A 13,751-nucleotide genomic window follows, 5' to 3' on the forward strand; every position below is an offset into this window, starting at 1 on the left:
CGTATCACCCATCTTTTTTTGCGTTCAGTCATGTTTCCTCCTTTTTGCAGCGGGTAGAATGGTGAAAAAAATCTATGAGTATCGAAATCGTTGATCTTGAGAAATGGTTTTGGAATTGATTTATCCGTCAAAATGGTATAGAAATCAATTTATCCATAAAAATGATTTTGGAAAAGATTTATCCGTATGCTTTATGAGTGTATTGATATTTTCAGTGGATCCGTGTCCGGGATCTTTCTTTTCCGGCGGTACGTACCAGGATGCCGGCTGCTGTATTGTTTCCAGGTTGGTTTCTTTTCCGGTAATTACCAGACGGCGCGTCGTTCCTGCCATTCCGTCACAGGTGGAAAGAGAAACAAACCGTGCGTTTTTGTCCGGCTTTGGGGAATTTTCGTATCTGGTACTGCTCTTCAGCATGTTCTGCCAGTTCAGAAAAGAGGGGCTGTTTTCGAACGCATATGAATAAACCCGGGATCCGGCCTCTGTTGTCAGAACGGAGAAAAAAGTGTAGGTGCGTCTGGTACCGTTAGGCAGATACAGGCAGAAGGTGTGATCTCTGTATTCGGCATTGATATACCGGGAGTGAAATTTTCCAAACATCGATCCATCCGCCATGTTGTGACCATAGATGATGGAATTCCGGTCGCTTAAGTATCTGCTGTTTACAGAATCCAGAAGAATGCTGCCGCCGTAGTTATAGGTGTGGTCAGGAAGGGCGTGAAGGTATTCGCTGTTGTCATCGCCCTGAAGAACCGGATAACTGATGTCATCCAGCATCAGCCACGCGACAACATCCATGCCTTTGAACAATTCCCAGTCGATTGTGTCCGTATCTGACAGAGTCTTATTCCCGGATCCTATTGAGCTTTGATCTTTAGAAGGTGTGATGACCGCATCTTCCCGGATCTCCCGGTAGATTTTCGCGGATTTGTGGTACTCTGCCGCCTTCGGCAGGAGCTTATACAGACAGAAAACAAGGACAGCGAGGCAGATGAGGATGAGGATAATTCCCGGCGGGGAAAATTTTCTCTCCTGGGAAGTTCTTTTCCTGTGCGAAGTCCCCCTCTGTGAACGTGTGAATTCCGGCTCTTTCGAATACATAGATTTTCCTCCGGAGCAGATGAAGAATTGAGAAATAAACTGAGAAATGCAGATTTTGAAATGAAAATATCCTGTAACAGAAAGCAGGTTATAACAGAAATCAGGATGCAGCAAAAAAATCATGAGTAAATAAAAAATGACAAAGATATAGCTGAGTATTAGAAAACGGATAGGCTATAGAACAGAAATGATCAGAAAAAAGACGGACCTGCAGAAAAGATGTTTGGAAAAAATATTGTGAAATGAAATAAAGAAAAACTGATCAAAGCAGATGGTGCGGAAAATAAATACTGAAAAATGTGTGGTAAATATGAACTTTGAAGAAATGAAGTTAAGAATTGTCTGTGAATATATGCATTATAGCATAACAATTTCTGCCTGTAAATATAAATGAGACTAAATATATTTGATATCATTTTGCCGTTTTGAAAGATTTTTTCAAATTCACCACTTTTCACAAGGCACAAACCACAAGTCTGAACTATAGCCTTGAAAGGTTTTAAAACAGAGCTGAAAAATTTCAGCTCTGTCGGCTGCAGGCTTTTCCGGCTACATAACCGCTTGACCATGCCCATTGCAGATTATAGCCCCCGCACTCTCCGTCTACATCAACGGCCTCGCCGGTGAAATACAGTCCGGGGATCTTGCGGCATTCGAGATGATCCGTCAGTTCTTCCAAGGGAATTCCTCCGGAACAGATCTGTGCCTGCTTCAGGGATGCGGTTCCGGTGATGGTAACGACGTAATGCTTGATGCGCCGGGCAATATCCGGATAATCGTTCTGTCTGTTTTCTGAAGAAGCGTTTTTGGACGCGTGTCCGATTTTGCCGCTGAACAATGGGATGAGCTTGTCGGGAAGAAGGCCGATGAGAAGCTCCGAAAGGGGCGCTCCCGGCCGCAGTGCGGCTCTTTTTTCCAGGTCGGCGGCAAGATCATGTTCCGAGAGATCCGGCATGAAATCGAGCACTGCCCTCACCTTGCGTCCGCTGCTGATTCGCTCCGCCGCGTACCGGCTGACCTGAAATACGGGAATGCCGGAGATTCCAAAATCTGTGAGCTGGACTTCGCCGGTATCTGTCGCCACGCATTCCGAATCTGTCAGGATTGAAACAGAGGCGTGAACCCGGGTTCCTGCCCAGCGGTTCGTTACATCTTCGCGGATTCGGAGCGGTACAAGCGCAGGAAGAAACGGGACGGTGTCAAGGCCAAGATCGCAGGCAAATTGTATGGCATCACCGGAGGAACCGCGTACCGCAGACGCCGGGCTTCCCGTGGCGATGATTACGGAACCGGCCTCATAGATCCAGGTGGATGTGGAGACAAGAAAATGACCATTCCGGCAGTCTATCGCCGTCACCTGCTCTTTTGACTTGATCTTTACCCGGTATTTCTCCGCCTCCAGCAGGAGCAGACGAAGAACCTGAGATGCCTGTTCGGTGTAAGGATAAACCCAGCCATTCCGGTCAATTGTCTTCAGACCGATTCCGTGGAAAAAATCAAGCGTATCCCGGTTCGAGAAGGCTGTGAAAATGCGGCTGGTCAGACCGGAAGCTCCGCCCCGGTAGTGAGCGGGCGACAGATCCAGATTGGTCAGGTTGCATTTACCATTTCCGGTTGCCAGAAGCTTTCTGCCCGGCTTTTCATTCTGCTCGAGAACGGTTACCTTCCGCCCGCTTCGCGCGGCGGTGATGGCAGCCATGAGACCGGAGGGCCCGCCTCCGATTATGATGAGCTGTTCATCCATTGAAATCCTCTTTTCTGTTGCAGGTCTGCTGTTTTTATTCTGTATTGCACGGTAGTTTGTCGGATCTTCTGACAATCTGACGATAATTCGTCTTTTGGGAAAATGTTCTGTATCACATGGTGGTTTGCGGATCTTGTGACGCATATCCCGAATTTCGCGGATATGATTAGCACCGAAACTCTGCAGGCACTTACAGGCTCACAAGCCCCGCATCAATCACCTTCTGCAGGCTCATGATGATTCCCAGTTTACCGTGGGGCCAAGTGAGACCGCCCTGGAAGTAGACGGCGTAAGGCGGCTTGATCGGTCCGTCTGCCGAAAGCTCAATGGAGGAACCCTGTACAAAGGCTCCGGCGGCCATGATGACATCGGAATCATATCCCGGCATCGGCCAGGGTTCCGGAGTGACGTAGCTGTCTACCGGGGCAGCGGCCTGAATGCCCTGGCAAAAGGCGATGACGCCTTCCGGTTTTCCGAAGGTGACGGCCTGAATGATGTCGTGACGGTCTTCTGTCGCATTCGGAACCACAGGGAAGCCGAGCTTTTCATACACATTTGCGGCAAAAATCGCGCTCTTCAGCGCGCTTGCTGTGACTGTCGGGGCGAGGAAAAAGCCCTGATAGAAGGCAGGGTTGGTGCCGATGGAGGCGCCAACTTCTTTGCCCAGGCCAGGCGTGGTCAGACGGAAGGCGGCATTTGCCACACATTCTTTTTTTCCGACAATATATCCGCCGATGGGGGCAAGTCCGCCTCCCGGATTCTTGATCAGGGAACCGACCATCATGTCTGCTCCGACGTCCGTGGGTTCGATGCGTTCCACGAATTCTCCGTAGCAGTTGTCAACCATGCAGGTGACATCGGGGCGGATGGACTTGATGAAATGGATCAGATCGCCGATCTCCTTTACGGAGAAGGTATGCCGGGTCTGATACCCCTTCGAGCGCTGGATGGTGACAAGCTTTGTGCGTTCGTTCAGTGCGCTTCGGATGCCCTCGTAGTCGAAGGATTCGTCCGGGAGCAGATCCACCTGACGGTATGTGACGCCGTATTCCGCGAGGGAGCCCCGTGACGGGCGGATTCCGATGACCTCCTCCAGAGTATCATAGGGCTTTCCGACAGGGGACAGAAGCTCGTCTCCCGGTCGGAGATTTCCGGATAGGGCGATTCCGAGGGCATGGGTGCCGCAGGCAATCAGAGGGCGGACCAGTGCGTCCTCGGTGTGGAAGGTGGAGGCAAATACCTTTTCGAGCGTGTCCCTGCCCATGTCATTGTAGCCGTATCCTGTGGAGGGATAGAGGCAGGCTTCGCTGACACGGTTTTCCTGCATGGCGCGGATCACCTTAAGCTGATTATATTCTGCGGTTTCATCGATCTTCCGGAAACGTTCACGCAGAGAATCGGCGATCTCCGCGCAGAAAATTGCGGTTTTTTCGGCGATGCCGAAGCTTTCATACATCTTTATTTCTTCTTCTGTCATTCTTAACCTCTGTTTCTGATAATTAAAGTATCTGTTTGTCTTCGTTTAATTTTTCGCGCCACAGTGTCAGCATATAATTCAGGATGGCGTCATCCTCGTAGTTGAATTCATTCTTATTGATCCAGATGATGCCGCTCTCCCGCTTGAACCAGGTGATCTGGCGCTTTGCAAAGTGACGGGTGTCGCGCTTGATGATCTCCACCGCTTCGCTTAGCGTACATTTCCCGTCCAGATACGGAAACAGCTCTTTGTATCCGAGTCCCTTCATCGAGACATTGTTCTCCGTGAGGCCTCTTGCCTTCAGACTGCGAACCTCATCGACAAGGCCGGCCCCGATCATCTGATCCACTCTCCGGTCGATCCGGTCGTAGAGCCGTTTCCGCTCGTCATTCAGTACAAAATAAAGGTAGCAGTAAGGGGAATCCTTCGCCCGCTGCTCCTCGTTATGTCTGGATATCGGAGTGCCGGTCTGGTCATAAAATTCGAGAGCCCGGATGACACGCTTGAGATTGTTCGGATGAATCTCCCGTGCCGCCTCGGGATCCTTTTCTGCAAGGATAGCGTGAAGAGCCTGCGGACCTCTCTCTTCTGCCAGTTTCTCATACGCGGAACGGATGTCGGATTTCCCTTCGCTTTCGGAAAAATCGATGTCTCTCAGCACCGCCTGGATATAAAATCCGGTTCCACCGGTGATGATGGGAACCTGGCCGTTTTTCCAGATCTCCTGCATCGCGCGGAGGGCCATGGATTTGAAAAGAGCAACATTGAAATCCTCTTCGGGGTCCAGAACATCGATCAGGTAATGCGGAATTCCCTGTCTTTCTTCCGGCAGTATCTTTGCGGATCCGATGTCCATACCCCGGTAGACCTGCATGGAATCGGCGGAGATGACCGCTCCGTTTACCGCCGCTGCCAGCTTCAGGGAAAGGGCGGTTTTACCGACCGCCGTTGGACCGGTGAGTACAAGGACCGGCTTTTTCTTCAGCTTTCCGTAATCAAATGACATGGATGATTCTTTCCCTCTTATTATTAATGATTTATTTATCCTTGATCATAACTGCCAGATCACACAGATCTCCGGGATTCTTTTCGTGTATTGTGTCACTGGAATTTTCGGGATCCCAGTCGAATATCAAATCACACGATTTACCGGGAATCTATCAGCGTATCCTGTCACACGGTTCATGAGGAGCCTCACAGTGTGTCGGATTACGATGCACACCGGGGTTCGATGCGGCGTATCCAGTCACACGATACGCTTGAACTTTCTGTCCAGATCGTACTTTGTCATTTTGATGATTGTAGGACGGCCGTGCGGACAGTTATAGGGATTTTCCAGGGTCAGGAGTTCGTCGATCAGGGCATCCGCCTCCTTCAGGGACAGCATGCTGTTTCCCTTGACGGCTGCCTTACAGGACATGGAGGCAATTTTTTCCGGAATGCTTTCTGGAGCGGCGTCTCCGATCTCTGTCAGCTGATCAAGAATTTCCGTGAACAGGCGGTCGGACGCAATCGAATACAGATTATCCGGAACGGAATTGATCTTGAAGGAGTTTCCTCCGAAGGATTCAATTTCGAAACCGAGCTTTGCGAAAACGTCCAGGTTCTTCTCAAGAATTACCGCTTCTTTCGCACTCAGATTCACGACAATCGCCGGATACAGCATCTGGGCGTTGATTTTTTTCTCCCGGTAATTCTTCATCATCCGTTCATAATTGACTTTCTCGTGAGCGGCATGCTGATCGATGATGTAGAGAGCATCCTGATATTCGATGATCCAGTAGGTGTCGAAGATCTGACCGATGATTCGGAACTGCTTTCTGGAGCCGGGAGACAGAACTTTTTCCTTCGAGGTAAAGAAACTCATCTGCTCCGGTGCGGAAAAATCCTGTTTGCGGAGAGCAGCTGCCCCGGAGTTCGCCGCCGCAGGCTGTGCCACAGCAGTCTCATCAGCAATACCCGGCGTCGCAGGCTGTGCCGCAGCAGTCTCATCAGCAATACCCGGCGTCGCAGGCCGAGCCTCAGCAGTCCTATCGGCAGTACCCGACAGACAGGACAGCGCCTCGGGAGATTTTGCGTTGTCGGCGGTAGCTGACCTGTGGGATCCGCCGACCGGGTCCGTGTCCTGGCGGGGCGATGCGTCCGTATTCTTACGATCAGAAGTGTTCGTGCCGGAGACACCGTACGTAGGAATGTCCGTGCGGGGGGAACTTCGATAGTTCCCGTTCTCATCGCGGACCGATGACACGCCACCGGCTGCCGTGGGTGCCGCATTTTCCGCAGCATCCATCCGCCGGACGCGTTCAAAAGGCTCCGGCGCAGATTTCGAGAGAACCGGAAGCTTTCCCGGCCGGTCTGCGCTGCGCCGTGGTTCATGTCCAACCGGAACCTCGGGGATCCGCTCACGGTTCATGAGCGTATTTTGAATGGCCAGACAGAGCTGATGGTAGATGTCCTCCTGGCTGGAAAAACGAACCTCCATCTTCTGCGGGTGCACGTTCACATCCACCTTTTCTCCGTCGATATTCAGGTACAGCAGAGTGAAAGGATATTTGTGCTGCATGAGAAAGCCATGGTAGGCATCCTCGATTGACTTCGCCAGAAGACGGCTTTTCACATATCTTCCGTTTACAAAGTAATATTCATAGTTCCGGTTGCCGCGCGCTACATTCGGATTGCTGATGAATCCGTCGATTTGCATCAGGTCAGTCTGTGCGTGAATCGGGATCAGCTCTCTGGTGAGATCCCGGCCGAAAATCTGATAGACGATTTCCTTCAGATTTCCGTTTCCGCTGGTGTACAGACGGTTCTGTCCGTTCTGAATAAATTTGAACGAAATCTCCGGGTGAGACAGGGCAAGCTCTTCCACAAAGCTGCTGACATGATTTCCCTCCGACATGGGAGATTTCAGAAACTTCGCCCGGGCAGGGGTGTTGTAGAAGAGATTGCGGATGATGAAGGTGGTGCCCTCAGGCGCCCCGATCTCCTCATACTCCTTCTCCTCTCCGCCTTCGATCGTATAGCGGATACCGGTCAGTGCTTCCGGCGTTTTTGTGATGCATTCTACCTGCGCGACTGCTGCGATGCTTGATAATGCTTCGCCGCGAAATCCCAGAGATGATATGTTCGTGAGATCCTCCACCTTGCGGATTTTACTCGTCGCGTGGCGCAGAAAGGCTCTCCTGACCTGGTCGGCGGGGATGCCGGCTCCGTTGTCCGTGATCCGCATGAAGGTGGTTCCGCCGTCCCGGATTTCGATGGTGATGGCCGTAGAGGCGGCATCGATGGCGTTTTCCGTGAGCTCCTTGATGACGGAGGCAGGGCGCTCGACCACCTCTCCTGCGGCGATTTTGTCTATTGTAGCTTTATCCAGTAATTCGATTGATCTCATATGTGCTTACCAGCGGTTTTTCACCTCGTTCTGCAGATGGTTCAACATGTTCAGCGCGTCGAGCGGCGTCATGGTGGAGATGTCAATCTCCCGGATTTCATTGATGATCTTGTCGTTATCGGTCGTATCGAAGAGTGACATCTGCTGCATGTCGACCGTATCGTAATGGCGCGGCCTGCTTTTCTTTGCACGGGATTCCGTTAGATTCTTGATGGCTGCCGTGATGTCGGCGTCGGACAGCTGATCCAGAATTTCCTTTGCCCGCGCGAGGACAGCCTCGGGAACACCGGCGAGACGGGCAACCTGAATGCCATAGCTCTTGTCGGCACCTCCCTTTACGATTTTCCGGAGAAAAACGATGCCGTCTCCTTTTTCCTTCACGGCGACGCAGTAGTTGTTGACGCCCGCGATCTTTCCCTCCAGCTCGGTCAGCTCGTGGAAATGGGTCGCGAAGAGTGTCTTGGCTCCGATCTTTCTTGGATCGGCGACAAATTCGGTGATTGCCCAGGCCAGGGACAGCCCGTCAAAGGTGCTGGTCCCTCTGCCGATCTCATCGAGAATCAGAAGACTGTCGGAGGTCGCGTTCCGAAGAATGTTCGCGACCTCACTCATCTCCACCATGAAGGTGGATTGACCGCTTGCGAGGTCGTCCGAGGCCCCGACACGGGTAAAGATACGGTCCACAAGACCGATATTGGCTGATGAGGCAGGAACAAAGGAACCGATCTGCGCCATAAGAACGATCAGCGCGGTCTGGCGCATATAGGTGGATTTTCCGGCCATATTCGGTCCGGTGATGATCGCGACGCGGTGCTCCTGCTGATCCAGGTAGGTGTCGTTGGAGATGAACAGATCATCCGGAATCATTTTTTCAACGACTGGATGACGGCCGTCCCGGATATCAATCTTCCCGCCCTTGTTCAGTTTGGGCCGTACATATCTATTTCGTTCCGCCACATACGAGAAGGAACAGAAGACATCGAGGCATGCGATGGCCCTGGCGGTGCGCTGTACGCGGGCGACATTTTTTCCGATGGTGTCCCGGATCTCAGAAAAAAGCTCATATTCCAGGGAACCGAGCCGGTCCTCTGCTCCGGTGATCTGCTCCTCAATTTGACGGAGCTTGTCGGTGCTGTAGCGCTCGGAGCCGGTAAGGGTCTGTTTTCTCTGATAGTAGTCAGGAACCTTGTCCTTGAAGGAATTCGTTACCTCGATGCAATATCCGAATACCCTGCTGTATTTGACACGGAGAGTCCGGATTCCGGTCTTTTCCCGCTCCTCAGCCTCCAGATCGGACAGCCATTTCTGGCCGTCTTTTTTTGCTGCCCGGTATTTGTCCACCTGCTCATTATAGCCGTCCTTGATGATGCCTCCGTCCTTCATGGCCATCGGAGGATCATCGATGATGGCGTCGTCAATCGCGTGAAACAGATCCTCCAGGGGATCCAGATCATTCTGAACATTTTTCAGAAGATCCCCCTGAAATCCGGTCAGAAGCTGACGGATAAAAGGAAGCATCTGAAGGGAGGACTTGAAGGCGATCAGATCGCGGGGGTTGGCTGTCTGATAGGCGATGCGGCTGGACAGCCGTTCAAGGTCATAGACCGGCTGCAGATATTCACGGATTTCATCCCGGATCATCGGCATGTCTGTGAGCTCCTCCACGGCGGTCAGACGCTTTTCGATTTCATCTTTATTGATGAGCGGCTGTTCGATGATGCTTCTGAGCATTCGTGCGCCCATGGCGGTCTTGGTGCGGTCCAGAACGCCGAGAAGAGATCCCTTTTTCTGTTTTTCCCGAAGCGTCTCCACCAGTTCCAGATTTCTCCGGGTAGAGCTGTCGAGAAGCATAAAACGGTCGGAAAAATAAGGGGTGATGGAGGTCATCTGCTCCATGTTGTTCTTCTGCGTCTCATAAAGGTACTGGAACAGTGCACCGGCGGCGATTGTGCCGCAGCTGAAATCGTCAAGCCCCAGGCCCTTCAGGGAGGAAACATGGAAATGCTTCTTCAGTATTTTCTGGCAGGAATCATCATCAAAATAATAGTCATCGAGCGCGGAGACAGAGATCCGGAGTCTGGTTCTGAGATCCTCGAGATCGAGGCCGGACACCATCAGGCTCTGATTGCAGATGATTTCGGAAGGCATGAATTTCTGAATTTCATCCTTCAGCTTCTGCGCGGTGTCCGTCTCGGATACCAGGCACTGTCCGGTGGAAATGTCCGCGATGGACATGCCGTAGCGGTCGGAGGTACAGACGATACACATGAGATAATTGTTTCTGGTCTCGTCCAGCTCCTCCTGACTGATCACGGTGCCGGGAGTGACGACCCGGATAACCTCACGTTTTACCAGGCCCTTGGCCAGCTTCGGGTCTTCCACCTGTTCACAGATCGCGACTTTGTGACCCAGGGCAATCAGTTTTGTGATATAGGTATCCGCGGCGTGAAAGGGAATGCCGCACATTGGGGCCCGTTCCTCCAGACCGCATTCCTTTCCGGTCAACGTCAGTTCAAGTTCCTCTGACACCATTTTCGCGTCGTCATAGAACATTTCGTAGAAGTCGCCGACCCGGTAGAAAAGAACACAATCCTTATATTCTTCCTTTGTGGCCAGATAGTTCTGCATCATTGGTGACAATGCCATTTTCGATAGAAACCTCTCTTTCATCGGACGAACGTCCCTGCTGCATGGGCACGAACCAGCTGTAATAAAAAAGCTGATCTTACTGCTATAAAAATCGGTCCGGCAGTTATAAAAAGCTGATCCGGCAGGATATAAAAGTTGATCCGGCAGGATCTAAAAGTCGGTCCTGCAGTAATGTAGAGTCGTTTCGCCGTCTCAAACCGTTTCGATCCGGTGTCCCATATAATAGAAGCCGTGACATTCATCGAGATGAACGGTCACGATTTTTCCGATCAGACTGCCGTCACCGGGAAAATGTACGACGATATTGTTGTCCATGCGTCCGGTTACAAGGCTCTCATCCTGTTCGTTGACCTGCTCGACGAGAACGTCCTTGTCCTGACCGGTGAAGCGGGAGGTCTGTTCTCTTCCGGTTTTCTGAACCAGAGCGAGAAGACGGTCGAAACGGTCCTTTACGACATCCTCCGGTACCTGATCCTCCATGGAAGCAGCAGGTGTTCCGCTTCTCCTGGAATAAATAAAGGTAAAGGCACTGTCATAGCGGACCTTCTCCACGACATCCAGCGTTTCGAGAAAATCATCCTCGGTCTCGCCGGGGTATCCGACGATGATGTCGGTTGTCAGGGAAATATCCGGAATCGCCGCCCGGATGCGGTCAACGAGTGCCAGATAGGACTCCTTTGTGTAGCGGCGGTTCATGTCCTTCAGAATCTTTGTGCTTCCGGACTGCAGCGGAAGGTGAAGATGACGGCAGATCTTCGGATATTTCGCCATTACCTCAATCAGCTCGTCCGACAGATCCTTGGGATGCGAGGTCATGAAGCGGACCCGGTCAAGACCGTCAATCTGCACAACCTGCTCGAGGAGCCTGGCGAAGCTTACGGGATTCTCTAGGGTTTTGCCATAAGAATTGACATTCTGTCCCAGCAGCATCACTTCCCGGACACCATCTGCGACGAGTCCTTCGATTTCCTGTATGATTTCAATCGGTTCACGGCTCTTCTCCCTGCCACGTACGTACGGAACAATGCAGTAGCTGCAGAAGTTGTTGCAGCCGTACATGATATTTACACCGGATTTGAAGGGGTACTTCCGGTCAACGGGCAACTGCTCCATCATGCGGTCGGAGCTCTGCCGGATGTCGATGATCATCCGGTCCGGATGATCCAGAGCCTCGGAGATCAGTTCCGCAGCCTTATAGATATTGTGCGTACCGAAAATCAGATTCACGAAGCGGTAGCTTTCCTTCAGCTTCGTCACGACGTGATCCTCCTGCATCATGCAGCCGCACAGACCGATCATCATGTGCGGATTTTTCTTCTTATAGGAGTGAAGCTTTCCAAGTCTGCCGTATACTCTGGTGTTTGCATTTTCACGCACGGTACAGGTATTGTAGAGAACAAGGTCGGCATCCTCTGTCTCAACCTTTCTGTACCCGATTTCTTCCAGGATACCGCGAAGCTTTTCGGAATCCCTCGCGTTCATCTGGCATCCGAAGGTGACCACATTGAAGGTGAGCGGTCTTCCTGCTCTCTCGGAAATCTCCGCCAGTCTCCGGCGTGCTCTCTCGATAAAATAATACTGCCGGAAGGGCTCGTTTTCCGGCGCGGGTTTTCGGGTATCTATACTGCTGATGATCTGTTCATAACTCTGATTATTCAAAATTCTGTTTTCCTTTCCTGATTCACCGATATAGTTCGACTATCCGGAAGCTGCGAAGCACGGAGCAATCCGTAGCTTACACAGTTTGTGGCGCTCCGCCTTCGGGGCATGGGGGTTACTGTATAATTCGCTTTTCGGTTACAAGATATCGCGGGCAGATATCATGTGCGTCAAAGGGAACCGAGTCAAAGATCTGAAATTCAAATGTGACTGCCATAGTTGTATGCTGCGTATGCTCGGCCTGATATTTGTCGTAGTATCCGCCTCCGTATCCGATGCGATGCCGTTTTTCATCGAAGGCAACGCCCGGGATGATGAACAGCGCGTGCTCATCGTGATCCGCGTTCCGCACGATTCCCGGACAGTGGGTGATTGGCTCCAGAATGCCCATGATTCCGGGCTCAAGCTGCCCGAAGTATTCGATATAGTAGAAGTTCATGATGTCGCCGTTTACCTTCGGAACAGCGACCTTCTTGCCGTCGCTCCAACACTGTTCAATAAATTCACGCGTCATGACCTCGTGCTTGTGATCCATGTAGCAGAACACGGAGGAAGCATTTCGATAGGAATCATTCTGCGTGATCTGTTCAAAGATAGCGCGGCTTTTTTCCCTTATTTCCAGGTCGGAAGCTTCTCTTCTTCTGGAAAAAACAATTTTTCTGAGTGCTTTCTTGTCCATAGCTTATCCTCATCAGGTATCCATCTGTTCCAGGTAATCCAGGAGATAGAACTCGTCCTTCGGGTCTGCCAGAAAGAGAGTTCCGATCTGCTCTCCGCGGATAATTTCATGTATAATATGAAAATCCTCTCCGCTTGCGATGATCATGTCGCAGCCGCCCATCGTGGCGACCCTTGCGGCGGAAAGCTTTGTCGCCATCCCGCCGGTTCCGGCGTTGCTGCCTGTCGTGGATTTTCCCATATGCATCAGATTGTCGTCAATCCGGTCCACCACATCGATGAACTTCGCATTGGGATTCGTATGCGGATCATCGGTATACAGACCGTCGATGTCGGACAGCAGGATCAGAAGATCCGCGTGAATCATCGCTGCGACAACGGCTGACAGGTGATCATTGTCTCCGAAAACGGAAAGGGAGTCAATTTCATAGGTGGCAATGGTGTCGTTCTCGTTCACGACAGGGATGACGCCGGCCTTGAACATCTCCCGGAAGCAGTTTACCGTGTTGTATCGGTTCAGGGTATCGAGCATGGTATGCTTCGTCATCAGAATCTGTCCGCACACGTGATTATACTCGGAAAAAATCTTCTGGTAGATCATCATGAGCTTGGCCTGTCCGACAGCGGCGCAGGCCTGTTTCTGTGCGATGGTCTCGTCCTTCTTGCTGATTCCAAGCGTCCCGCGTCCAACCATGATGGCTCCTGAGGAGACGAGAACAACCTCTTTTCCCATGTTTACCAGATCGCAGATCTCCCGGATCAGAACCTCAACCTTGATGAGATCCAACCGCTGTGTCTCTCTGTGTGCCAGCGAGGAGGAGCCGATCTTGATTACAATTCTCTTTTTGTCCTTCAGTTTTTTTCTCACTTCTGCGCTAATACTCATCTCTGCTCTCCAATAAATGATATCCGAATCCATGTGGCAGCTGCGGGAGCTGCGAAGCAACGGAGCAGCTGGCTTGATACAGCTTGTGGCGCCACGCCCGCGGTGCCCAAAGCAATCCAGTCAGCGGATGAAACGGTCAGAAGGCCGGAGCAATCCATGCCTGATC

Annotated in this window: 9 protein-coding genes; all 9 read right to left on the reverse strand. The window is 51.6% G+C overall.

Annotated elements, in window-relative coordinates:
• Nucleotides 1-144: 144 nt before the first annotated feature.
• Nucleotides 145-1,101 carry a class B sortase gene (locus tag ACTQ1O_RS04065; protein WP_441486223.1) on the reverse strand — a complete coding sequence of 319 codons (957 nt, stop codon included), beginning with the start codon at nucleotides 1,099-1,101 and terminating at the stop codon, nucleotides 145-147.
• Nucleotides 1,102-1,621: 520 nt separating this feature from the next.
• Complete coding sequence (locus tag ACTQ1O_RS04070) at nucleotides 1,622-2,845, reverse strand: NAD(P)/FAD-dependent oxidoreductase (RefSeq protein WP_441486224.1); 1,224 nt, start codon at nucleotides 2,843-2,845, stop codon at nucleotides 1,622-1,624.
• Between the two features lie 190 nt (nucleotides 2,846-3,035).
• On the reverse strand, nucleotides 3,036-4,301 hold the full coding sequence (locus ACTQ1O_RS04075; protein WP_441486287.1) for a methionine gamma-lyase family protein: 1,266 nt from the start codon (nucleotides 4,299-4,301) through the stop codon (nucleotides 3,036-3,038).
• A gap of 43 nt (nucleotides 4,302-4,344) precedes the next feature.
• Nucleotides 4,345-5,328 carry a tRNA (adenosine(37)-N6)-dimethylallyltransferase MiaA gene (gene miaA / locus ACTQ1O_RS04080; protein WP_441486225.1) on the reverse strand — a complete coding sequence of 328 codons (984 nt, stop codon included), beginning with the start codon at nucleotides 5,326-5,328 and terminating at the stop codon, nucleotides 4,345-4,347.
• 240 nt (nucleotides 5,329-5,568) lie between these two features.
• A complete protein-coding gene (mutL, locus tag ACTQ1O_RS04085) occupies nucleotides 5,569-7,713 on the reverse strand; it encodes a DNA mismatch repair endonuclease MutL (protein ID WP_441486226.1) in 2,145 nt (714 codons plus the stop codon).
• Between the two features lie 6 nt (nucleotides 7,714-7,719).
• A complete protein-coding gene (gene mutS, locus ACTQ1O_RS04090; RefSeq protein WP_441486227.1) occupies nucleotides 7,720-10,359 on the reverse strand; it encodes a DNA mismatch repair protein MutS in 2,640 nt (879 codons plus the stop codon).
• Nucleotides 10,360-10,554: 195 nt separating this feature from the next.
• Nucleotides 10,555-12,021: a tRNA (N6-isopentenyl adenosine(37)-C2)-methylthiotransferase MiaB gene (miaB, locus tag ACTQ1O_RS04095; RefSeq protein ID WP_441486228.1), complete on the reverse strand. Its 1,467-nt coding sequence runs from the start codon at nucleotides 12,019-12,021 to the stop codon at nucleotides 10,555-10,557.
• Between the two features lie 115 nt (nucleotides 12,022-12,136).
• Nucleotides 12,137-12,700, reverse strand: coding sequence for a 5-formyltetrahydrofolate cyclo-ligase (locus ACTQ1O_RS04100; protein WP_441486229.1), 564 nt, complete (start codon nucleotides 12,698-12,700; stop codon nucleotides 12,137-12,139).
• A gap of 12 nt (nucleotides 12,701-12,712) precedes the next feature.
• Nucleotides 12,713-13,585, reverse strand: a complete 873-nt coding sequence (gene proB, locus ACTQ1O_RS04105; RefSeq protein ID WP_441486230.1) for a glutamate 5-kinase — start codon at nucleotides 13,583-13,585, stop codon at nucleotides 12,713-12,715.
• Between the last annotated feature and the right edge of the window lie 166 nt (nucleotides 13,586-13,751).

Source organism: Bilifractor sp. LCP21S3_A7 (genome assembly GCF_052118825.1).
Lineage (GTDB): Bacteria > Bacillota > Clostridia > Lachnospirales > Lachnospiraceae > Bilifractor.